Origin of the sequence: Paeniglutamicibacter sp. MACA_103, from assembly GCF_045798555.1 — a bacterium.
Taxonomy (GTDB): domain Bacteria; phylum Actinomycetota; class Actinomycetes; order Actinomycetales; family Micrococcaceae; genus Paeniglutamicibacter.
The window spans coordinates 87,127-108,834 of record NZ_JBIXLN010000010.1 but is presented as its reverse complement, the minus strand read 5'-3'; the positions used below and the strand labels follow the sequence as shown (position 1 = coordinate 108,834).

18 protein-coding genes and 1 riboswitch are annotated in these 21,708 nt (G+C 67.7%); of the genes, 8 read left to right on the top strand and 10 right to left on the bottom strand.

The window, feature by feature from the left end; translation table 11 throughout:
* Positions 1–24 precede the first annotated feature (24 nt).
* Genes ACIPVK_RS06975 through ACIPVK_RS06965 form a run of 3 tightly spaced genes read right to left on the bottom strand, consistent with a single transcriptional unit; the run spans position 25 to position 1,274 of the window.
* Positions 25–330, bottom strand: coding sequence for a transcriptional regulator (locus ACIPVK_RS06975; RefSeq protein WP_407611235.1), 306 nt, complete (start codon positions 328–330; stop codon positions 25–27).
* A complete protein-coding gene (locus ACIPVK_RS06970; RefSeq protein ID WP_407611234.1) occupies positions 314–778 on the bottom strand; it encodes a hypothetical protein in 465 nt (154 codons plus the stop codon). The genes ACIPVK_RS06975 and ACIPVK_RS06970 overlap by 17 nt, the downstream gene beginning before the upstream one ends.
* A 58-nt stretch (positions 779–836) precedes the next feature.
* Positions 837–1,274 (bottom strand): hypothetical protein, encoded by a 438-nt coding sequence (locus ACIPVK_RS06965; protein ID WP_407611233.1) that lies wholly within the window; start codon positions 1,272–1,274, stop codon positions 837–839.
* Between the two features lie 334 nt (positions 1,275–1,608).
* On the opposite strand from ACIPVK_RS06965, the gene ACIPVK_RS06960 reads away from it, so the two are divergent.
* Positions 1,609–3,420 carry an amino acid transporter gene (locus tag ACIPVK_RS06960; RefSeq protein ID WP_407611245.1) on the top strand — a complete coding sequence of 604 codons (1,812 nt, stop codon included), beginning with the start codon at positions 1,609–1,611 and terminating at the stop codon, positions 3,418–3,420.
* Positions 3,421–3,522: 102 nt separating this feature from the next.
* Positions 3,523–4,182 (top strand): VanZ family protein, encoded by a 660-nt coding sequence (locus ACIPVK_RS06955; RefSeq protein ID WP_407611232.1) that lies wholly within the window; start codon positions 3,523–3,525, stop codon positions 4,180–4,182.
* Here ACIPVK_RS06955 and ACIPVK_RS06950 read toward each other — a convergent pair.
* Positions 4,148–4,723: a cupin domain-containing protein gene (locus tag ACIPVK_RS06950; protein ID WP_407611231.1), complete on the bottom strand. Its 576-nt coding sequence runs from the start codon at positions 4,721–4,723 to the stop codon at positions 4,148–4,150. The genes ACIPVK_RS06955 and ACIPVK_RS06950 overlap by 35 nt on opposite strands.
* 162 nt (positions 4,724–4,885) lie before the next feature.
* Here ACIPVK_RS06950 and ACIPVK_RS06945 point away from each other — a divergent pair, with 162 nt between their 5' ends.
* The 5 genes from ACIPVK_RS06945 (at position 4,886) to ACIPVK_RS06925 (ending at position 10,479) form a co-directional block, all read left to right on the top strand.
* Positions 4,886–6,412 carry a sodium:solute symporter gene (locus tag ACIPVK_RS06945; protein WP_407611230.1) on the top strand — a complete coding sequence of 509 codons (1,527 nt, stop codon included), beginning with the start codon at positions 4,886–4,888 and terminating at the stop codon, positions 6,410–6,412.
* A gap of 127 nt (positions 6,413–6,539) precedes the next feature.
* On the top strand, positions 6,540–7,118 hold the full coding sequence (locus ACIPVK_RS06940; protein WP_407611229.1) for a DinB family protein: 579 nt from the start codon (positions 6,540–6,542) through the stop codon (positions 7,116–7,118).
* Positions 7,119–7,130: 12 nt separating this feature from the next.
* A riboswitch (SAM riboswitch) is annotated at positions 7,131–7,242 on the top strand.
* A gap of 19 nt (positions 7,243–7,261) precedes the next feature.
* Positions 7,262–7,534, top strand: a complete 273-nt coding sequence (locus tag ACIPVK_RS06935; RefSeq protein WP_407611228.1) for a hypothetical protein — start codon at positions 7,262–7,264, stop codon at positions 7,532–7,534.
* Positions 7,535–7,773: 239 nt separating this feature from the next.
* Positions 7,774–8,877 (top strand): VIT1/CCC1 transporter family protein, encoded by a 1,104-nt coding sequence (locus tag ACIPVK_RS06930; RefSeq protein WP_407611227.1) that lies wholly within the window; start codon positions 7,774–7,776, stop codon positions 8,875–8,877.
* Between the two features lie 195 nt (positions 8,878–9,072).
* Positions 9,073–10,479, top strand: a complete 1,407-nt coding sequence (locus ACIPVK_RS06925) for a DUF222 domain-containing protein (protein WP_407611226.1) — start codon at positions 9,073–9,075, stop codon at positions 10,477–10,479.
* 102 nt (positions 10,480–10,581) lie between these two features.
* On the opposite strand, the gene ACIPVK_RS06920 is transcribed toward ACIPVK_RS06925, so the two are convergent.
* Both ACIPVK_RS06920 and ACIPVK_RS06915 read right to left on the bottom strand, forming a co-directional pair.
* A complete protein-coding gene (locus tag ACIPVK_RS06920) occupies positions 10,582–11,544 on the bottom strand; it encodes an ROK family protein (protein WP_407611225.1) in 963 nt (320 codons plus the stop codon).
* Complete coding sequence (locus tag ACIPVK_RS06915) at positions 11,541–12,746, bottom strand: LOG family protein (protein WP_407611224.1); 1,206 nt, start codon at positions 12,744–12,746, stop codon at positions 11,541–11,543. The genes ACIPVK_RS06920 and ACIPVK_RS06915 overlap by 4 nt, the downstream gene beginning before the upstream one ends.
* A 103-nt stretch (positions 12,747–12,849) precedes the next feature.
* Here ACIPVK_RS06915 and ACIPVK_RS06910 point away from each other — a divergent pair, with 103 nt between their 5' ends.
* The gene (locus ACIPVK_RS06910; protein ID WP_407611223.1) at positions 12,850–16,182 is read left to right on the top strand and encodes a DEAD/DEAH box helicase; all 3,333 of its coding nucleotides are present in this window, start codon (positions 12,850–12,852) and stop codon (positions 16,180–16,182) included.
* 21 nt (positions 16,183–16,203) lie between these two features.
* Here the strand turns inward: ACIPVK_RS06910 and ACIPVK_RS06905 are convergent, their stop codons facing one another.
* The 4 genes from ACIPVK_RS06905 to ACIPVK_RS06890 all read right to left on the bottom strand — a co-directional run bounded on the left by ACIPVK_RS06905 (position 16,204) and on the right by ACIPVK_RS06890 (position 21,696).
* Positions 16,204–18,369: a bifunctional polysaccharide deacetylase/glycosyltransferase family 2 protein gene (locus ACIPVK_RS06905; protein ID WP_407611222.1), complete on the bottom strand. Its 2,166-nt coding sequence runs from the start codon at positions 18,367–18,369 to the stop codon at positions 16,204–16,206.
* Complete coding sequence (locus ACIPVK_RS06900) at positions 18,366–18,974, bottom strand: hypothetical protein (RefSeq protein WP_407611221.1); 609 nt, start codon at positions 18,972–18,974, stop codon at positions 18,366–18,368. The genes ACIPVK_RS06905 and ACIPVK_RS06900 overlap by 4 nt, the downstream gene beginning before the upstream one ends.
* Before the next feature lie 235 nt (positions 18,975–19,209).
* On the bottom strand, positions 19,210–20,253 hold the full coding sequence (locus ACIPVK_RS06895) for an L-idonate 5-dehydrogenase (RefSeq protein WP_407611220.1): 1,044 nt from the start codon (positions 20,251–20,253) through the stop codon (positions 19,210–19,212).
* 36 nt (positions 20,254–20,289) lie between these two features.
* Positions 20,290–21,696, bottom strand: a complete 1,407-nt coding sequence (locus ACIPVK_RS06890) for an Nramp family divalent metal transporter (protein ID WP_407611219.1) — start codon at positions 21,694–21,696, stop codon at positions 20,290–20,292.
* Between the last annotated feature and the right edge of the window lie 12 nt (positions 21,697–21,708).

The window sequence follows — 21,708 nt, the reverse complement described above, 5'->3', positions numbered from 1 at the left end:
CAAGGCTCGAAGGTCATCCCGCCGTTACAACTCGCTGTCGAGCATGGCCCGCAACGCCGACACGTGCCCGACATAGGCCCTGCGCCCGCCTAAGGTCAGCGCCACCCTGACATGGCTGCGCCCGCCCTTGGCGAAGCGCTCGATATGGGCATAGTGCGCATCAACCAGCTGCTTGAGGTGCTTGCTCAACACCGAGTCGGCAATCCCCAGCGCATCGCGCAGCTGGGCAAATTCGACCCACTGCACCGGAGCCAGGGAAGCGCAGATGCGCAGGCGCACGGGCGCGTGGATCAGGTCGTCAAACGCGGCCGGATTAGACGGGGCGCTCATTGGCGTCCTCGAGTCGGCTCTTGATGGCGGCAGCCCGCATGCGGGACATGGCGTACCAACAAACGGCAAAGACGACAACCCACTTGGCGGCAACTTCCCACCACGACCGCGGCACCCAAAATCGGCCGGCCTGCATGACGAGCATGAGCAAGAACGCGTTCAACACGTAGGGTCCCGAGTGGCTCAGGATGGGGCGCGGCTTGGGCCGCTTGCGCATCACGAGCAGGTACCAAACGCCCAATGACACCAAGAGCGCACCCACGCCAAGAAGGGCGGGCCATGAAATGACATTTACCAGTGCCACGATGGTCGACACGACAAGCACGAGTGCAAGCATAAGGCCGCGAGGGGCCTCGGTGGAGTGCACCATGGCCCCGGAGACGCCGTCGACCTCGGCGAGCGCCTCGCGTGGATCAAGCCCCGCGGGCCAGGACTTTTCGTCGGACACGCAAGCCCTCACTTTCCGTTACGGAAAGTCTCGTCTTTCCATTCGGGAAAGGCAAACGTCAGGCAGTTTGCCTGGGACCCTTGCGTCTCGAAAATCCGGCAAACAAGGCGCGATCGGCCGCGTACATGCAGACGGAGATTCCCACGGACAAAGCCAGAGCCTTCGCGATGATTTCCTGTGGATTCGTCGGCAGCAGCATCACCTGGATAGGACCCACAAGAAATATCAACAGCACCATCCACAATAAATAGGACAGCGACATCGGGGGCTCCAGGGCCTCCGGGTGGAATTGCCGGCGCAGGATCGTGGCGACGCTGATCACGATGATGATTACGGCCAGGGCGATCGCCCCGGGAATCACGTAGGCCCTGGAGGCCCGAAGCAATGTCAACGTGACGCCGACTGCCGAGCCCAGAATCAACGCGAGCCACCAAGGTGCCCAGAGCCGCTTGGGTCGCCAAGGAACCGAGGCGGGATCTTCGGGCAGGGAACTCACAAGCATTGTCCTTAAGCAGGCGGGTGCAACCCAGGGAACGACCTCCCTGCGTATGCCGCTACAAAATGGTTGCTTTTCGCAGGGGAAATGTCAAAGTAGGAACTGTCGCGCACATCACCAAAACTATTTGTCAGCAGCTATATCCAGACCCATTGACGCAGGAGTAGCGTTCCCTCTCGTGAAGAAAATTTCGGGCTTTCCCAGACCTGTTTCGCCCGCACGATCCCAACCCCAGCCAACGCGCCTTTCGAGGTGGCTGAAGGACACCGACGCAGGTCACGAACATGCCGAAACCCCCGGTGCCAAGCCGACCGGGCACCGCTGGTGGCAGGTCATGTGCCTCTCGGGCCTCGACTACTTTTCAACGCTCGGCTACCAGCCCGCCATTGCCGCGCTGGCGGCCGGGGCATTGGCCCCGCTGGCCACGCTACTGCTCGTGGCCGTCACCCTGTGCGCTGCGCTTCCCGTCTATCGCCGCGTGGCCAATGAATCCCCGCACGGCCAAGGGTCGATCTCCATGCTCGAGCGCCTGCTGCCACACTGGAAGGGCAAGCTATTTGTCCTGGTGCTGCTGGGCTTCGCCGCCACGGACTTCATGATCACCATTACGCTCTCCTCGGCGGACGCCACGGCTCACATCATTGAGAACCCGTTCGCCCCGAGTTGGTTCCATGGGCAACAAGTCACCATTACGCTGGTCCTCATCCTGTTGCTCGGGGCATTGTTCCTGCGCGGCTTCCATGAAGTCATTGGGCTGGCCGTTGGCTTGGTCGCCACCTACCTGTTGCTCAACCTCGTCGTCATTGCCGTTGCGGTGGCGTCACTGGTGAACAACCCCGCCCCCGTGGATCACTGGTGGCTGAACCTGACGGCCACGCATTCAAATCCCTGGATGATGATTGCCATCGCCCTGATCGTTTTCCCCAAGCTGGCCTTGGGCCTGTCCGGCTTCGAAACCGGGGTGGCAGTGATGCCCCAAATCCGAAATGGCGCCGGGGACACCGAGGCCAATCCGCGCGGACGCGTCGCCGGGGCCAGGAAACTTCTGCTCACCGCGGCACTGACCATGAGCGTGTTCCTGGTCTTCTCCTCGGTGGTCACCACCCTGCTGATTCCCGCCCCGGAATTCCAGCCCGGTGGCGAGGCCAACGGCCGCGCCCTGTCGTTCCTGGCCCATTCGATGCTCGGCGATGGGTTCGGCAGCATCTACGACCTGTCCACGATCCTAGTCCTGTGGTTCGCCGGGGCCTCCGCCCTGGCGGGGATGCTCAACCTCATCCCCCGGTATCTGCCGCGCTTCGGCATGGCCCCGGAGTGGGCCCGGGCCATCCGGCCGCTGGTGCTGGTGCTCATTGCCATCGCCGTGGCCATCACCATCCTCTTCGAGGCAAGCGTCGACGCCCAGGGCGCCGCATACGCCACAGGCGTGCTGGTCCTCATGGCTTCGGCCGCGGTGGCGGTGACCATCTCCGCCAAGCGCCAGGGACAGCGGTGGCGGACCATTGGCTTCGGCATCACCTCGGTCATCTTCATTTACACCACCGGGGCCAATGTCGTCGAACGCCCCGACGGCATCCGGATTGCGGGGTTTTTCATCGCCGGGATCATCGTCGTCTCCCTGGTTTCGCGTTTCCGCCGTTCCACGGAGTTGCGGGCCACCTCGGTGACATTGGACGAGGAAGCCGTAAGGATCATCGAGACTTCCAGCCGGGATTCGATGGTGCGGATCATCGCCCATGAGCCGGTCCGTCTCTCGGCGGCCCGCTACCGGCACAAGCTTGCCCACGCCAGGATGGCCAGCCACCTGCCCGAGGATGCGCCCGTGGTCTTCATCGAGATCAAGGTCTCGGACTTCTCGGACTTCGCCCAGGACATTTCGGTTTCCGGGACCACCCGGCATGGGTACAAGATCCTGCAGGCCGAGGCGCCCTCCGTCCCCACCGCCATTGCCGCGATCTGCCTTGAAATCCGCGACAAGACGGGCGTGATGCCGCACATCTACTTCCGCTGGACCGAGGGGAACCCGGTGCGCAACCTGTTGCGCTTCATCTTCCTGGGCCAGGGCGAGATCGCCCCGCTGACCCGCGAGGTGCTGCGCGAGGCCGAACCTGCGATCAGCAAGCGTCCCTGGGTGCACGTGGGCTAGGGCATCGGACCCTCACGCCAGGCAAAGCGCGCCGCGGGCTTGCCAACACGGCCTAGGATTGCAAGGTCCCTGTCGTTTGTCGTGGAGCCTGGTGGGTCTGCCGTGGAAAAGAATCCGTCCCGAGGGGGCGGGCGTGCCTTGTTGGTCGCGCTGTTCGTTGCCTATCTCGGCTTACTCGCCTGGATCGTGCTGTGGAAGCTCGAGGTCCCGCACGTCGGCGGCGGCGCGCTTCGCCAACTCAAGTTGGTCCCGTTCGCCCCCGGTTCCGGGTTCGGTGCGAGCGCACCTTTCGAAGTCGTCGCGAATTTCCTGCTCTTCGCGCCCTTCGGTCTCTACCTTGGCCTGCTCGCGCCGTCACGGCAGTGGTGGAAGGCCGCAGGCGTGGTCGCCGGGGCGAGCGCGGCGCTGGAGCTCACCCAGTACGTCCTGGCCCTTGGGAGTTCGGATGCCACCGACCTTGTCGTCAACACCGCGGGCGGACTGGCCGGGATCGGCCTGCTCGCCTGGGCGCGGCGCCGGCTTCAGGCGAGGACGACCGCGGTCATGACACGGCTCTGCACGATCGGGACCGTGTTCGCCCTGCTTTTGACCGGGATTTTCGTTGCTTCCCCCCTGCGCTATGCGCCGCCGCGGGACGCAGCGGCCATCTCAACGCACTCCGTGCCCGAACAAGCGGCCTGCGGGCAGTGGTTGCTGGAGGTCTTTTCCGCGGGTTGGGCAACCGGTCCTAGCGCGATGCGGCGGGGACCAGCGTCCAGGTGACGACGGCTTCCTCGCCCGTCGGGTTCATCCAGCTGTGCGGCTCGCGCCCGGGGAAGGTCACGGTGTCCCCCGCCTCGAGGTCGAAGCGCTCGTTCGCGAAAATCAACACGAAGCGCCCCGCAAGCACGTGGAGCACCTCGACTTCGCAATCCACCGCGTAGAGCTCCTTCTCGCCCTCCCCGTGCGGGGCGATGACCGCGCGAATCACCTGCAGGCGGCGCTCCGAACGCGCCGTCACCAACTGCTCGACGATGCCCTTGCCGCCCATCGAGATCCGCGGCGCGTCGGCGAGCCTGACCACGTGCGTGTCAGGCTGCGTGAAGAGCTCGCCGACCTCCATCGAGAGCACCTGGCACAGGGTCACCAGCGATGCCACCGACGGGCTCGTCAGATCGCGTTCCACCCGGGAGAGAAAACCCTTGGTCAGCCCCGTGGATTCGGCAACCTGGTCGATGGTCAGGCGCTGGGCATGCCGCGCCGCCCGGATCCGCGAGCCAATGGCCAGGGAAGCACTGCTGGGCTCGACGGGCAGGGCTTTCATTGGCACGGGTCTCCATGGGGGCTCAAAGAAATATTGGGTTCATCCAGCTTAGGCGCAATTGACGTGTGCGACACCTCACATTAGCCTGTAGAACAACAAAAGTTTACTATCAGGCACCCCGCGTTGCCTTCCGGTCCCGTTCCCAACATAAGGCGCACCCTCATGGAATTCATCAATGGCACGATTGTCGCCGCCTACCTGGCGGCCATGCTCATCTTCGGCTGGTGGGGAAAATCGCGCACCAAGAACAGCAGCGACTACCTCGTGGCCGGCCGGCGGCTGGGCCCGTTCCTGTACACCGGGACCATGGCGGCGGTGGTCCTGGGCGGGGCCTCCACCGTGGGCGGCGTTGGCCTGGGCTACAAGTGGGGCATCTCCGGGATGTGGCTGGTCGTGGCGATCGGAGCCGGAGTCATCCTGCTCTCGCTGCTCTTCGCCCCCACGCTGCAGCGCCTGAAGATCTTCACGGTCTCGCAGATGCTCACCCTGCGCTACGGCAGCAAGTCGGCGACCAACACCTCGGGCATCGTCATGCTCGCCTACACGCTGATGCTCTGCGCCACCTCCACCAGCGCCTACGCGACGATCTTCGTGGTCCTCTTCGGCTGGGAACGCTGGATGGCCATCGCCATCGGCGGGGTCATCGTGGTCATCTACTCCACCATCGGCGGCATGTGGTCCATCACCCTGGCCGACCAGGTCCAGTTTGTCATCAAGACCGTGGGCATCTTCTTCCTGATGCTTCCCTTCGCCCTGAACGCCGCCGGCGGCATGAATGGGATCCGCGAGCGCATCGGGGACGAGTTCTTCAGCTTCACCGGCATCGGCGTGCAGTCCATCATCACCTACTTCGTGGTCTACACCCTGGGCCTGCTCATCGGCCAGGACATCTGGCAGCGCGTCTTCACCGCCAAGACCCCGAAGGTGGCCCGCTGGGGCGGCACCACCGCCGGCATCTACTGCGTGCTCTACGGCGCCGCCGGCGCCATCATCGGCATGGCCGCCAAGGTCGCCCTGCCGGACATCATCGGCGCCGACACCAACAAGGACGTGGTCTACGCGGAGGTCGCCACGCAGCTGCTGCCCGTCGCCGTCGGCGGCCTGGTGCTGGCAGCCGCGGTCGCAGCCATGATGTCCACCGCCTCCGGTGCCCTGATCGCCGCGGCCACCGTGGCCCGCACCGACGTCACCCCGTTCGTGGCCAGCTGGTTCGGCAAGCAGCTGCACGTGAACAGCAACGAAAACCCCGAGCACGACGTGCGCGCCAACCGCATCTGGGTGCTGTTGCTGGGAGTGGTCACGATCGTTCTGGCCATCATGGTCTCCGACGTGGTCGCGGCACTGACCATTGCCTACGACATCCTGGTCGGCGGGCTGCTGGTGGCCATCATCGGCGGGCTGATCTGGAAGCGAGGGAACGGGCTGGGCGCGGCCGCCTCCATGGCTGCCGGATCCATCGTCACGCTGGGCACCATGATCGTCCTGGAGATCGGCGCCGAGCAGCGCTTCGACGGCATCTACGCCAACGAGCCGATCTACTACGGGCTCATTGCTTCCGCGCTGACCTTCGTCGTCGTCTCCCTGCTCACCCGGCCCACCGATGCATCGGTCATCACCCGGTGGAACGCGCGGGTCGCCGGGCAGGGCGACACCGAGGGTGCCGACCTCACCGAAGTCGGCGGGCACTAGCGCCGGATTCCCCGCCCGGAAACGCAGCACCAAGGAAGCCCGTCGTCGCGCACGCCGCGAGGACGGGCTTCGCTGTTTTTGCGGCCGCCCTTCCCAGCCGGGCCGCCGCGCTCCTAGGCTGGGCTCCATGGACGATCTCAAGGACCACCTCGCCACGTACCTGAACAACACCCGCGAAGCAATGCTCTGGAAGGTCGAAGGGCTCAGCGAGCGGGAAATGACCCGCCCCATGGTTGGCTCGGGAACCAATATCCTGGGCCTGATCCAGCACCTGGCCTCCGTCGAGTACGGATACTTCGTGGGATGCCTCGGATTCACGGTCGACGATGGACGCTACGACGCACTGATGGCCGATCCCGAAGTCAGCGCCGACATGTGGGTCCCCGCGGATGTCCCGTGCGCCGAGATCCTGGCCTTCTACCGCCGGGCCATCGACGCGGCCAACCGCAACATCGAGGCCCTCCCGCTGGACGCCCCGGCAACGGTTCCCTGGTGGGCGCCGGAGAAACGCGACACCACGCTCGGACGCCTGCTGCTGCACATGAACGTGGAGACCGCACGCCACGCGGGGCATGCAGACATCCTGCGGGAGCTCATCGACGGTTCCACCGGGCTGCGCCGGGACATCACCAACATGCCGCCCTACGACGACTCGGCATGGAAGGAATTGCAGGCAAATATCCTGCGGGCCTCCGAATCGCGGTAAAGTTGTCACCAGCTTCACGAGATGCGTCGGCAAGCTCCGACTAAGACGCACACCAACCCCAGGTTCATGGGTGGTTCGGATGAAGAAGCGGCCGCGGACCACTTGGCCCCGGCAAGAGCTGACGAAAGGCCGCCTCCCCCGCCATGGCATCTTCCATCTCCGTTTTGCCCCTGCTCGATGTCCACCGCTCGGTCGTTGAACTGCGACTGGCGGGTTCCTGGCACAGCTACCATGTTGCCGATGCCCCGGCCCTGGCCGCGGCCCTGGCCAACGCCGTCGGTTCGCCGCGCTTCGACGCCCGCACCGGGGAGCTGTCGGTGCGTGTTCCCCGGGCCGGAAAGCCGGCTGGCCAGGCCCGGATTTTTAGTCTCAGCGAATTTTCACTTGCCCTCCCGAGCGCTACACTCGTGGGTTGAAGGGGAGTAGTTCCCAGGCCCGCCGAAATGGCGGGAAAGCGGTGCGTCGACATACTGGTTACAGCGTTGTAACCCGGCAAACCACCTGAGGCCACGGGCAATCCAGCCCGGCCTTGGGCGAACGAGACCTTCGGTCCACCCTGGTGGCCCGAGGCTCAACGTACCCACAAAGTATTCCTGCTGGGCCTCCCCACCTCATGGCCTCCCGGGGCCGTGAACGCCCACATGAGGATGAGAGCATGACGCAACAAGCGCCAACCCCCACTCCCGCCCAGATCAAGCGCTGGCGCCAGTACCTGGCCGACGAAATCGCCGAGGGCGCGGTCTACCGCGAGCTGGCCAACAAGCGCCAGGGCGAGGAACGCGCGGTCCTGCTGGGACTTGCAGCCGCAGAAACCCGCCACGAGGAACACTGGCGCTCGCTGCTGGGCGAGCAGGCCGAGAAGCGCACCCGGCCCTCGATCCGGCGCACCATGCTCCGCTTCCTGGCCCGGCACTTCGGCTCGGTCTTCGTCCTGGCCCTGGCCCAGCGCGCCGAGGGCAACTCCCCCTATGCCGCAGACACCGATGCCAGCCGCCAGATGGCCGCCGACGAACTCGTCCACGAGGAGGTCGTGCGCGGCCTGGCCACCCGCGGCCGCAATCGGCTTTCGGGCAACTTCCGCGCGGCGGTCTTCGGCGCCAACGACGGCCTGGTCTCCAACCTGGCCCTGGTCATGGGCATCGGCGCCACCGGCGTGGCAACCACCTTCGTGCTCTTCTCCGGCATCGCCGGGCTGCTCGCCGGCGCCCTGTCGATGGCCGCGGGCGAATACGTCTCGGTGCGCTCCCAGCGCGAGCTGCTCCTGGCTTCCAAGCCCACGGAGGTGACCCTGGCCGCGGCGCCGGACCTCGACCTGGATGCCAACGAGCTGGTACTGGTCTACAAGGCCCGCGGCATGAGCGACGAGGACGCGGCGCACCGGGCCGCCGAACGCATGGGCATCTACTCCTGCGACTGCAACCCCTCCACGTCCCTGCGCTCCGAGCTCAAGGTTGCCGCCGATACCCGGGAGCACGAGGAAATCGGTTCCGCCATGGGTGCGGCTTCCGCGTCCTTCTGCTTCTTTGCCTCCGGGGCTGTCATCCCGATCCTGCCGTTCATCTTCGGCATGGGCGGCACCCCCGCGATCCTGCTCTCCGCGGTGCTGGTGGGCATCGCCCTGCTGGCCACCGGCGGCGTGGTCGGCTTGCTTTCCGGCGCTTCCCCGGCCAAGCGCGGACTGCGCCAGCTGGCCATCGGCCTGGGCGCCGCGGCGGTCACCTACGTCCTCGGCCTGCTCTTCGGCAGCTCCGTGGCCTAGGGGTCCCACCGCAGGAACAACGGCATGTGCCGCCGTTTCCCGGGATCGGGGTTTTGGCGGCATCTTTCCCGGCTGCGCCCGAGCGGGAAGGCACTCGACGGGAAGGGTGGGCGGCCCCCACCCTCACTAGAACATATTTTCTAATATTCATGAAAATATCTTCCAATTGTAGGTGACCGGTTCTAAAATAGAGGTATGGCAACGACGTCATCGAACGGCACCCCTTCCGCCGTCACCAGCGGTGGTGGCGGCAGGAACCTAGGCTACGAGGCGCTGCTGGCCGACGGGGCTGACATGGACGCCTTGGTTGCCGAACACTTGGCCCGCACCGGAACCGACGGGATCCTGTCCCTGGCCGCCGCGGTGAACGGAGCCCCGGTACTGACAGGAACCCATGAGGCGGTGACCGCCGTCGGCGCACTGGAAACCTTGAAATGCGCCGCCACGGCGAAGCAGGCCGACCACAGTGTCGCCTACCAGGATTCCCTGGTCGCCGATCGGCAGCGGGCAGGGGTCAAGGAGACGAACCCCGCCTGGGGCTCCAGCGGGGACGTTGCCCTGGCGATGCATCTGTCCCCGCGGAGCGGGGCCAAACGAACCAACGACTTCCGGATCCTCGCCAAAGATCTGCCGCGCTCCCGTCAGGGCCTGCGCCAGGGCATCATGACCTGGGACCAGGCACACGTGGTCATTAGCGGCACCCGGAACCTCAAGATCGAAAACCGGAGAATGATCGACGAGCTGTTGTGGGAGGACCCCCACACCTGCTTCGAAGCCGGGACCGCTTCGCTACGTGAGATGGTCAACTACTGGGCCCTTATTCTGGAACCTGAAACCGCCGAGCAAGAGGAAGAAGACGCCACCGAGAAGCGGTATGTCAGCGGATACCAGGTGAATGAAAACACCGTGCGGATCGTCGGCGAATTCCCCTTGGACCAGGGCGTTCCCATCCTGCAGGTACTCAGCCGCGAAACCGCTCGTCCCCGGGAGCCCGGGGACGAGCGCACCAACGCCCAGGTTGCGGCAGACACCGTCTTCGAGGCGATCACCGACACCAAGGCCACCGGTTCCCGACCAGTGGAGCTACTGCTGATGATGGACGCAGAGAGCCTCACCGGCGACGGCGACGAACCGGCGCTGATCCCGGGCCACGGATACATCAGTGCCACCAAGGCCCGGTCACTGGTGGCCGGCGACCCGGAGGACCCACTGGACACCTGGTGCCGGCGCCTCTACGCCACCCCCGACACCGGCAAGCTGGTCGCCATGGACTCCGCGGCCCGCAGCTTCGCCGGAAATCTCAAGCGCTTCATCACCCTTCGCGACCAGCGCTGCCGCACCCCTCACTGCAACGGCCGCATCGAGGAACTCGACCACGTCCTGCAGGTTCGCCGCAATGGAAAAACCACCGAGATCAATGGTTCTGGCCGCTGTCGAACATGCAACCGGACCAAGGAAGCGCCCGGCTGGCACGAGGAACCACTGCCCGGACGGGGCCGCCATTCCTTCAAAATCACTACCCCCAGCGGCCACAGCTACACCTCCACGGCTCCGCCACCACGGCCCGGCAGCGGCATGCGCCGGCCACCCCAGCGGATTTAGCCACCCGCCGCCACGGGCGGGAAACCCACACCCTACGCCACCGGGGATGCACGCACGCATCCCCGGCACACCCATGAGCCCAGGGCCGCAGGAGGCCATGAATCAGCCGGCGAGCGCCCTGCGGGCCAGGTCGGCAGCACCCACCAAACCCGCATCGGCGCCCAGCTCGGCACGAGTGACTTCCGCAAAGGGCCGGTATCCGCGCCCACTCAGGTTTTCCTGGTACGTGGCCTCGGCGGTTTCCACCAGCAACGGAACCGCGGCGCCCAGCCCACCACCAATGACGAACATCCCCGGATCCAACACGGCGGCCAGGTTCGCTATCCCCCGGCCCAGCCATTGGCCGGCCTCGATGAGCAATTCGCGGCATGCCGGATCCCCGGCCGCGGCGAGCGACGTGACAAGTTCCCCTGTCACCAGGCGGGGATCGTTCCCTGCGGCTTCGCGCAGGGCATGGGCTACCGGCGAATGGACCGCCATGAGACTGCGCCCCTCGCGGGCCAGCGCATTGCCCGACGCGTATTGCTCCCAGCATCCGCGGTTCCCGCAGGCGCAACGCTGTCCGCCGGGCACGATCGTCTGGTGCCCGAACTCGGCCGCGACCCCGAACCGTCCGCGCTGCAGCTTTCCGTCGATGACGATCGATCCGCCGATCCCCGTGCCGAGGGTCAGGCAAACCACGTGGTCTTGCCCGCGGGCGGCACCGAAGCGGTATTCGGCCCAGCCGGCGGCATCCGCATCGTTGCACAGCAGCACCTGCCTGCCGGTGGCCGCCTCGAGCTTCTCGCGCAGCGGCTCGTTGCGCCAGGCCAGGTGCGGTGAGAAAAGCACCGTTCCTCCGGCCTGGTCAATCCAACCGGCAGCGCCGACGCCGACCGCTGCCTCCGGATACGCGGCGCCAAGCTCGGCTACCAGTGAAGCCACGTTGTCCAGGACCCCGGCCGGGTCGTGTCCGACCGTGGCGTGCCGGGCATGCAGGGAAACCCGGCCCTGGCCATCGACCAGCCCGGCGGCAATCTTGGTGCCTCCGATGTCGATGCCAATGGCGGGCGCCGCGGGACTCACGCCAGCCCCCGCACACCGGAGATCGAGCCGTCGTTGAGCTCCACCAGGATGCTCACGGCCTCGGCCGGGTCATCGACCAGGAAGACCTTCTCCTCCATCGCCCGGCCCCGGGACAGTTCTGCCAGCAGCGGGTAGGCCGGCAGCGTCCGGGTCCAGTGTTCGACGCCCACCAGCACCATCGGGCTGATGCTGCCTTCGGCCCCGTAGAAGTTCTCGCAGGCGTCCTGGAAGATTTCCTGCACCGTCCCGGCGGCGCCGGGCAGGAACACGATGCCCCCGGAGCACTTTTCCAGCAGCACCGCCTCGCGGGTGGCATTGGCAAAGTACTTGGCGATGTGGGTGGCGAACATGTTCGGTGGCTCGTGCCCGTAGAACCAGGTGGGGATCCCCAGGTTCGCCAAGCCCGAGGGCCAGCGCTTGCGCACCAGTGCGGCGGCACGCGCCCAGCGGGTCACCGACGGGGCGAAGCCGGGCTCCGCCGCCAGCATCTCCAGCGCCTCGGCCAGGTTCTCGGCGCTTCCCGCGCCCAGGTAGGCACCCAGGTTCGCGGCCTCCATGGCCCCGGGCCCGCCGCCGGTGGCCACGATGAACCCCGCACCGGAGAGCGCGTGGCCGAGCCGAGCCGCCGTCGCGTATCCGGCGCTGCCGCGCTGCTGGGCGTGCCCGCCCATGACCCCGACCAGCGGGGCGTGGGCCAGCGCGCCGTCGCGGATCTGGGATTCCAGCCGCGAACCGATGGAGTGGTCGTGCAGCGTGGAGGACAGCGCGGCGTTCAGCGCGTCGTGGGCCCCGGCCCCGTAGCGGTGGGAGAGCCAGGCATAGATCCGCGCGTCGGGCACCGACTCGTAGTGCCCGGCCTCCAGGCCTGCATAGAGCTCTCCCCCGGAGTACAGCTCCCCGCGGTAGGGGTCGAAGGGCAGCCCGGGGATCTCGGGGAACACCAAGGCCCCGCCCCCGCGCAGGCGCCGCTCGATCTTGCCCTCGATCTCGCAGCCCATGAACACCGAACCGGCCGAACGCAGCTTCTCCAGCACCGCGCCGCGTGCACGCAGGTCCACCGACTGCACGTGCCAGCCGTGCATCGAGGCGGACAGGCGCTTGTCGGTGAGGGCAAGCGCGGTGGCCGCGTGCCGGTCGAAATCGGCCAGCGACGCAATCTCGATGACGCGCGGGAGCGGGTGCAGGGCCGGAGTGCTGTTCATGACAACTTAGACTAGGCGACTTTTGGGTCCCGGGCGCGCAATCATGTTGCATTTGGACCCGTCCGGGTTCGTGCTGGGGTGCCGAACGTGAAACGATGGCAGGATGACCGAATCTGCTTTTCCCATGGTCGACGCGCGTGAAGTCCTGCGTGTCGTCGGCGGTGTCTCCTTCACCCGCGGCAAGGTGCTGGCCACCGACGCCGCGCTGAGCGAGTTCCTGTGGGATCCGGATGCGCAGGTCCTGGCCGGAACGGTCTCCGAGGACGGGGAGCCCGCACGCGCCGCGCGCATCGCGCTGGCGATGAAAAAGGGCGAGCGCGTCATCGACGACGCCACCTGCCCCTGCGGGGAAGCACCCAAGTGCCGACACGTGGCGGCGGTGCTCATCTACTCCAACTCGATGCACCTGCGCGCCAAGGACGTGGTGTACCGCAACACCGCGGTCGCGGTCCCGGCCTGGCAGCAGTCCCTGCAGCAGCTGCTGGCCCCGGCCCCGGCGACGGCCAAGTCCCTGGGCGGACCGAATTCCAAGCACCCGGTGCTGCAGATGGGCCTGCAGTTCGAGCTGCAGGACACCACGCTTTCGGCCCACCAGCAGTGGGCTCCCGGCTCCGGGGTGGGGCAGCTGAAGGCCGCCTCCCGGCGCTGGCGCCTGGGCGTGCGCCCCGTGGTGCGTTCCGGGGACGACCGCTGGGCGCGGTCGAACCTGCGCTGGAACACCATCAGCTTCAAGACCTTCGGGTTGAACCTGGATGTCGAACAGCACCGCTGGTTCTGCCAGTTCGTGCCGCTGCACCGCGCCAAGGGGGAACTCTACTTCGGCGAGGACAACGACTGGCTCTACCTCGACGAGTACTCCTCCGCCCTGCTCTGGGAACTGCTGGCCGAGGCCAGGACCCTGGGCGTGGCGCTGGTCGGCATGCGCACCAACACCAGGATCCTGCTGGCCTCCCCCGCGCAGGTGGCACTGGGAACGCAGGCGGCGGCGGACGGCCTGGCCCTGGCCCCCGCGGTGTCCCTGGGCGGACACAACTTCATCCTCGATGCGCACACCGCCGCCGGCTCCATCGGCAACCACGGCGTGTACGTGGCCACCGAGGACCACACCGAGATCCTCCTGGGCCAGGTCCCCGGCGGGCTGAGCCACAGCGAGCTTGCCCTGCTGCACCACCCCGAGGCCCTGAACGTGCCGGAGGCGGAAACCGAGGAGTTCTTCTCCCGCGTCTACCCGCGCCTGGCGCGCAAGCTGAAGGTCACCAGCCCCGACGCCTCCGTCGAGCTGCCCGCGGTGCTGCCGCCCAAGCTGGTGGCCAAGATCCGCTACGGCTCGCGGGAAACCGTCGACGTGGACTGGGTCTTCGACTACAACGGCATGGTCGTCGATGCCGCGGACCGCGACACCCCGGCGGAGTCCGCACTGGAATCCGCCGTGCTGGCGATCCTGAACCGGCACCCGGCCTTCGAGTCCTCGGTGCTCGGTCCCCGGCACTTCCAGGGCCTGGACGTCATCGACTTCGTGCGCCGCGTGCTGCCGGAACTCGCCGAGGTCAAGGACCTGGTGCTCTCCGAGTCCGGGACCCGCCCGGAGTTCCACGAACTCACCGAGGCCCCCGAGCTGGTCATCACCACCGTGGAATCGGACCGCCGCGACTGGTTCGACCTGGGCCTGCTGATCTCCATCGGCGAGCGGCAGATCCCCTTCGCCGACATCCTGCGCGCCCTGATCCAGGGACAGACCAAGCTGCTGATGCCGGACCGCAGCTACTTCTCCCTCACCGACCCGCTCTTCGACAAGCTGCGCGCCCTGGTCTCCGAAGCCGGCGGGCTGCGGGACATGAAGGACAAGGAAGCGGACATCTCGCTGACCCCCTACCAGTTCTCCATGTGGGAGGAACTCGAGGACCTGGCTTCCCGCATCGAGGGGCCGGACGCGTGGGTGGGCGCGCTGAACTCTCTGGTGAACCTGAAGACCACCGAGGTCGCCGACCTGCCCGGCACGCTGAATGCGACGCTGCGCCCCTACCAGGTGGAGGGCTTCGGCTGGCTGGCCACGCTCTGGCGCAACGGACTGGGCGGGGTGCTGGCCGATGACATGGGCCTGGGCAAGACCCTGCAGACCCTGGCGCTGATCCTGCACGCGCACCAGGTGTGGGAGAACCCCGAAGCCTTCGAGGGCATCAGCGCCCAGGCCGGCGTGCGCGCCCCCTTCCTGGTGGTCGCCCCCACCTCGGTGGTCTCCAACTGGAAGGACGAGGCCGCGCGCTTCGCCCCCTCCCTGCGGGTTGTGGCGATCACCGACACCGAGTCGCGCGCCCCGGCCTCGCTGGCGGCCCTGGCCAAGGACTACGACGTGGTGGTCACCTCCTACACGCTGCTGCGCCTGGACGACGATGCGTACGCGGACATCCCCTGGGCCGGGCTGATCCTGGACGAGGCCCAGTTCGTGAAGAACAAGGCCACCAAGGCGCACCACGTGGCCCGGGACATGCCGGCCCGCTTCAAGCTGGCGATCACCGGCACGCCCATGGAAAACAACCTCATGGAACTCTGGTCGATCTTCGCGATCGTCTCCCCCGGGCTCTTCCCCTCCGCGGTGCGCTTCGCGGAGAACTACCAGCGCCCCATCGAACGCCAGGGCCTGCCCGAGCCGCTGGTGCGGCTGCGCCGGCGGATCCGCCCGTTCATGCTGCGCCGCACCAAGGACGCGGTGGTCACCGACCTGCCGCCGAAGCAGGAACAGGTGCTGCACGTCCAGCTGGGCGAGGAGCACCGCCGGGTCTACGACACGCACCTGCAGCGCGAGCGCCAGAAGGTGCTGCGCCTGGTCGATGACATGGACAAGAACCGGTTCACGATCTTCCAGTCCCTCACCCTGCTGCGCATGCTCTCGCTGGATGCCTCGCTGGTGGACCCGGAATACGCGCACGTGCCCAGCGCCAAGCTGGACGTGCTCTTCGAGCAGCTCGAGGACGTTTTGGCCGAGGGCCACCGCGCGCTGATCTTCTCCCAGTTCACCTCCTTCCTGAAGAAGGCCGCGGACCGGCTGGATGCCGCGGGCGTGCCCTACGCCTACCTGGACGGCTCCACGCGCAAGCGCTCCGAGGTCATCGACTCCTTCAAGTCCGGCGCCGCCCCGGTGTTCCTGATCTCGCTGAAGGCCGGCGGCTTCGGGCTGAACCTCACCGAGGCCGACTACTGCTTCCTGCTGGACCCGTGGTGGAACCCGGCCGCGGAGTCGCAGGCCGTGGACCGGGCGCACCGCATCGGGCAGACCCGCAACGTGATGGTCTACCGGATGGTCGCCAAGAACACCATCGAGGAGAAGGTGGTGGCGCTGCAGGATTCCAAGCGCCAGCTGATCTCCTCGGTGATGGACGAGGGCGCGGGCTTCGGCAAGGTGCTCAACGCGGACGACATCCGCGAGCTGCTGCGCTAGGAACGGGTCCGGGGACCGGCCCTAGGACCGGCCCTCGGCGCCCGCCGGGACGCGCAGGGAACCGTAGCGCTGCATCCGGTGCCAGCGCAGGCGGACGCCCGCCAGCGCGGTGACCACCGACTGGATCACCACCAGGTACATCATTTGCCGGTACACGAACTGCTGCAGCGGCACGGTCCACAGGGGGCCGATCGGCTCGCGGTCGAGCCTGAACGCGTAGGCGGCCATGATGAACTGGATCAGCAGGAAGCCCAGCCAGAGCGCCGCAATGCGGACCGGGTCCAGGAACACCAGTCCGTAGATCGCGAAGACGTCGACCACGGGCGCGAAGAGCGGAAGCAGCACCTGGAAGAGCATCAGGTAGCCCAGCCCCCGGCGCCCCAGCTTGCCGGCGGCCCCGCCCTGGGCGACGGCCCCGCGGTGCTTCCACATGGCCTGCAGCGTGCCGTAGCACCAGCGGTAGCGCTGCTTCCACAGGGCGCCGAGGGTTGCCGGCGCCTCGGTCCAGGCGCGGGCCTCGTCCTCGTACACGACCCGCCAGCCGTCGCGGCACAGGGCCATGGTCAGGTCGGTGTCCTCGGCCAGGGTGTCGTCGCTGACGCCGCCCACCGCGGCCAGGGCCTCGCGGCGGAACGCACCGATCGCACCGGGGACCGTGGGCATGCATTCGGCGACGTCGAACAGCCGGCGGTCCAGGTTGAACCCGACGACGTATTCGATGTGCTGCCACGCGCCGAGGATGCCGCCGCGGTTGGCGATCTTGGTGTTGCCGGAGATGGCGCCCACCCGCGGATCGGCGAAACGCTGGATGAGGACCTGGACGGTGTCGAGCTCGAAGACGGTGTCGCCGTCGACCATCACCACGATGTCGTGCCTGGCCGCGGCGATGCCGGCGTTCAGCGCCGAGGGCTTCCCGCCGTTCTCCTTGCGGATGAGTTCGACGTTCGGCAGTCCGAGCGCCTCGACGATGTCGGCGGTGTCGTCCGTGGACCCGTCGTCGACGACGATGACCTGCACCGGGTGGCTCGAGGCTGCGATGGAGCGCACGGCCGCCTCGATGCCGGCGGCTTCGTTGTAGGCCGGAACGATCACGCTGACCGGCTCCAAAACCTCGGTGCGCATCGGGTGCTCGAAGAAGCCGCGGTCCCGCTCTGCCTCGCGCTTGCGCCGCTCGGCCCGGCGGTGCCGGGCGGCCACGATCATCACCAGGACGACGCGCATGAGCGTCACCACTCCGGCGGCCACGAGCGCCCAGGAGATGGCCACGACGACGGCATCGGTGAACCGGATCCCCCAGATGAAGGCCTTGCCGATGAGGGTGTCGACAACGGAAGCCTCCCGGGTGCTGTCCACCCCGATCGAGTCGCCGACCGTGGTGAAGCGGTGGCCGGACTTCTCCTGCTTGCCAAGGGCCGAGGACAGCGCCTCGACGGTCTGGGACCTGTTGCCCCCGCCGTCGTGCATCAGGACGACTTGCCCGCTCTTGCCCTGTTGCATCATCAGGCCCGTGATCACGTCCGCTCCCGGGCTGATCTTGTCGCCGCTGTTGACGGTGCTCAGGACCGTGAGGACCCCCTCGTCGTCGGCGGCCGCGTCCATGGCCGCCCATTGCGCGTCGGTGATGGCGGCGTTGCCCGAGAGGTGCGGCGGGCGCAGCAGGGACGGCGAGTGCCCCGTGATCCCGGCAACCACCTTCTGGGCGCCCCGGACCTCGAGTTGGCGCCTCCACGAGGGGGCGGTGGCGAGGTCGGTGTGCGTGAGTGTCTGGATCCCGATCTCGTGGCCCTCGGCCTCCATCCGCCGGATGAGCTCGGGGTGCTTGATCGCCGCGGTGCCGGTGACGAAGAAGGTGGCATGGGTGCCGTGTTCACGCAGGACGTCGAGGATCTTCGGCGTCCACACCGGGTCCGGACCGTCGTCGAACGTCAGGGCCACCGAGTGGTCGGCCGGGGTCGCCGTGCGGACGCCGTCCCCGCGGGGGTCCACGATGGGGCCGCCTTCCGAGACCGCCCCGGGGACGTTTCCGGTCCCGCGGCTCGCCGGTGCGGGGACGTCGCCGATGCCGGAGAGGTGGTTCATGTAGCCCTGCACGGCCAATGACAGCCCCAGCGTCAGCAGGATGGCCGCCATGAGCACCCAGTGCGTCCCGATGCCACCGGTGCGCGCGGCCCTGCGTGCCGAACTCATGGGCGGGCCGTCTGCGTGGGTTTGGCCGGGCCGGTGGCGTCATGGCCCGGGGCGGTGGTGCTTCGGCCCGGTGCCGTGGCGCTCTTTCCGGGGGCCGTCGGCTCGCTGCCGGGGCTCGGTTCCGCGCTCGTGGGCTCCGCGCTGGCGGGTTCCGCGCTGGCGGGAGCGGCGCTCGTGGGCGCGGCGCTGGTCCCCGCCTCGGCGCCCGGGGTTTCCGCAGGGCCGGCGGCGGTCTCGGTCTCGGCGGAGCCCTGGGCGGCGCCAGTGCTCCGAACCTCCGCACTCGGGCCGGAGCCGTTTGTTCCGGAGGTGGCGGCGGCCGGTGCCGCCTCGTGGCTCGACGGAGACGGCGTGGGGCGCGGAGAACTCGCGGCCTCCGGACCGGCGGCCGCGGCTCCGGGATTCGGGGGCAGGGCCGGTGCAGCAACCGTGGAGCCGCCGAGGAACGCGAACAGGATCAGCAGCACATACACCGACATCAGACCGATGGCCGCCGCGCCGATCTTCTTGACACGCTGGAGTCGTCGGCCCGACGGGTCGACGAATACTGGTTCACTTGTTGCGGCGGACGATCCTCGGACAGGTGTTTCAGTAAAAGCTGGCATCGCAATCCAACGCTAATACACTTCGGCAAATGTCACAAAATGATCACGATCGCAAGACCCGGTGGCCCGGAAACGCAATTCCGGGCCCACCTCCGGCTACGCGATCCGCGCCGTGCCGGGCCGCCCGGCCCGGAAAGAGAGTTCCCCCACACGTTACGCGGGCGCCGGCCCCGGAGCACCCGGTGCCGCGGGAAAACCCCGCCGAAACCCGCATCTTCGGCGGTCCGGGGCCGCCTTAGTCCAGCCGGATCATGACCTTCGAGGAGCCCGAGGTGCGGTCGGCGGCCAGCGCGAACCCCTCCACCGCCTCGGTGAGCGTGACCTCGTGGGTCATCAGCGGGGAGACGTCGACGCCGGCGGCCATGAGTTCCAGTGCCTCGGTGATCTCCTCGACGAAGCGGTAGGAGCCGCGGTAGTCGATCTCGCGGGTCACGATGTTGCCCAGCGCCGCGGAGATTTCCCCGGCGGGCAGGTTCCCGACCTGCACCAGCACCCCGCCGCGGCGCACCGCGGCGATGACGCCGCCCAGGGCCCGCGGGGCGCCGGAGGCCTCGATGGCCACGTCGACGTCACGGGGCAGCACGCCGCCGGCGGCCGGGTTCACGGTCTCGTCGGCGCCCATCCGCACGGCGATGTCCAGGGCCGCGTCGGAGAGGTCCGCGGCGATCACGCGCGCGGCGCCGCCGGCCTTGGCCGCCGCAACGGCCAGCGCGCCGATCGGGCCGGCGCCGTTGACCAGCACGGTCTTCCCTGCCACGTCCCCGGCCCGGGACACCGCATGCAGCGCCACGGCGAAGGGCTCGGCCAGCGCGGCTTCCTTGAGCGAGACCCCGGCGGGGACCACGCGCAGCTGGTCCGGTCGCACCGCGCGGAAGCGGCTGAAGCCGCCCTGCTCGTGGGGCTCGAACGCCGCGGAGCCGAAGTAGCGCACCTCGGGCCAGAGGTTGGTGCGCCCGGCGGTTTCGGCGGGCACCTGGTGCTCGCCGACGAGGGTCGCGGGGTGGATCGTCACCGGGGTGCCGACCTGGATCCCGCGCTCGGCCAGTGCTGCCGCGGCGTCGGCACCGATTTCGGCGACCGTTCCGGAGACCTCGTGGCCCAGCACCAGCGGGGCCTTGAGCACCGCGGTGCCCGAGGTCCCGGACTTCCAGTAGGCGATGTCCGAACCGCAGATCCCGCCCCATTGGATGGCCACCAGGACCTCGCTGTCGCCGCAGACGGGGTCCGCGATGTCCTCGACCCGCAGGTCGTCCTTGCCGTGCACAACTACTGCCTGCATGCGAAGGTACTCCTTTATACTGCGCCGTGCGGCGCCCTAGAACGTGTTGACCAGACCCATGACGCCGACGAAGAAGACGGCCACGGCGGAGAGGATGAGCATCGCGGTGAACGCCTTGCCGTCCTTGACGCGCGGGTCGGTCTGCTTGTGCGAGAGGTAGATGGTTGCCGCGGCAACACCCATCAGGAAGATGGCGTTGAGGATCCCTGCGAAGACCACCAGGGCCAGCGGGGAGGAGACGACGGTGCCGAACAAGCCCCAGACGATGGGCAGCACGATCATGATCACGCGCATCCAGCGGTCGCGCTGCTTGCGGTTGTTCCAGTCGAAGGCACCGAACACCGCCAAGGTGTTGCCGACCTGGCGGCCCAGGGAGGGGACGTTGGCGATGATGGTCTTGAACAGGGCGACGCCGGCGCCGACCAGGAACACCACGGCGCCCCATTGGCCGACGGTGGTGGAGAAGATGGACGAGATCGTCGTCATGACTTCGTCGCCCTTGGGCTCCAGTCCCTGCGGGTGCAGCACCGCGGCGCCGAGCATGTACAGGGCGGCGGTGGACACGGTGTAGACGACCCAGGAGACCCAGGCGTCGAGCTTCATCACGGAGATCCAGCCGCGGGCGCGCTTGACCCAGGCCTCGGAGCCGTCGTTCGGTCCGGTCCAGGCCGCGTAGCCCTTTTCCACGCACCAGTAGGTGTAGGCGGTGATCTCGCCGGCGCCCACACCGGTGAGTCCGAACATCGACAGGGCCACGCCCATGGAGCCCAGCGCAATCTGGAAGCGCATGCCCTCGGCCAAGTCCCCGGCGTTCCAGCTGAACTCGGTGCCCTGGATGGCGAAGACCATCACCACGGCGAAGATCGTCACCAGGAAGACCAGCACCGTGGAGATGCCCTCGACCACGACGTACTTGTTGCCCAGGTGGATCGCGATGGCGATGACCACCAGGATGGCCACCCAGGATCCGATGGAGAGGAACGAGTACGGGTCCGGCCCGATGGGCAGCAGCGAGGAGAACGCGAAGGCCGAGGCGGTGATGACGCCGGCCTGGCTGGTGAGGAACTGCACGAACATCAACAGGATGAGCCAGGCCATCCAGCCGCGCTTGCCGATCCGCGGCGGGACCTCGTCGTAGCCGGTCACCGCGACCTTGCCGGTGGAGATGGACCAGCGGCCCAATTCGATCTGCACCCAGACCTTGATGAAGGTGGAGGCCAGCACCAGCCACAGCAGCATGAAGCCGGCCTTGGCACCGAGCGTCGTGGCGGTGAGCAGCTCGCCGGATCCGACGACGGCGGCCGAGGTGATCATGCCGGGGCCCAGGAACTTGAACCGGTCCCGCCAGCGGGTGGGCGGATCCTGGATCGAGGCCGGATCCAACGCGTACGGATCGACCGTATCGTCGCCAAGCTGGCGCGACGCGGGGTTGGTGACAGACATACCGCTCCTTTG

Excerpts from the sequence above, each read along its gene's own strand:
- ACIPVK_RS06960 (WP_407611245.1), top strand. The coding sequence starts at position 1,609 with ATGTGCCTCTCGGGCCTCGACTACTTTTCAACGCTCGGCTACCAGCCC.
- ACIPVK_RS06895 (WP_407611220.1), bottom strand. The coding sequence starts at position 20,253 with ATGCAGGCAGTAGTTGTGCACGGCAAGGACGACCTGCGGGTCGAGGAC.
- ACIPVK_RS06930 (WP_407611227.1), top strand. The coding sequence starts at position 7,774 with ATGACGCAACAAGCGCCAACCCCCACTCCCGCCCAGATCAAGCGCTGG.
- ACIPVK_RS06945 (WP_407611230.1), top strand. The coding sequence starts at position 4,886 with ATGGAATTCATCAATGGCACGATTGTCGCCGCCTACCTGGCGGCCATG.
- ACIPVK_RS06890 (WP_407611219.1), bottom strand. The coding sequence starts at position 21,696 with ATGTCTGTCACCAACCCCGCGTCGCGCCAGCTTGGCGACGATACGGTC.
- ACIPVK_RS06925 (WP_407611226.1), top strand. The coding sequence starts at position 9,073 with ATGGCAACGACGTCATCGAACGGCACCCCTTCCGCCGTCACCAGCGGT.
- ACIPVK_RS06915 (WP_407611224.1), bottom strand. The coding sequence starts at position 12,746 with ATGAACAGCACTCCGGCCCTGCACCCGCTCCCGCGCGTCATCGAGATT.
- ACIPVK_RS06905 (WP_407611222.1), bottom strand. The coding sequence starts at position 18,369 with ATGAGTTCGGCACGCAGGGCCGCGCGCACCGGTGGCATCGGGACGCAC.
- ACIPVK_RS06950 (WP_407611231.1), bottom strand. The coding sequence starts at position 4,723 with ATGAAAGCCCTGCCCGTCGAGCCCAGCAGTGCTTCCCTGGCCATTGGC.
- ACIPVK_RS06975 (WP_407611235.1), bottom strand. The coding sequence starts at position 330 with ATGAGCGCCCCGTCTAATCCGGCCGCGTTTGACGACCTGATCCACGCG.
- ACIPVK_RS06940 (WP_407611229.1), top strand. The coding sequence starts at position 6,540 with ATGGACGATCTCAAGGACCACCTCGCCACGTACCTGAACAACACCCGC.
- ACIPVK_RS06900 (WP_407611221.1), bottom strand. The coding sequence starts at position 18,974 with ATGCCAGCTTTTACTGAAACACCTGTCCGAGGATCGTCCGCCGCAACA.
- ACIPVK_RS06910 (WP_407611223.1), top strand. The coding sequence starts at position 12,850 with ATGACCGAATCTGCTTTTCCCATGGTCGACGCGCGTGAAGTCCTGCGT.
- ACIPVK_RS06935 (WP_407611228.1), top strand. The coding sequence starts at position 7,262 with ATGGCATCTTCCATCTCCGTTTTGCCCCTGCTCGATGTCCACCGCTCG.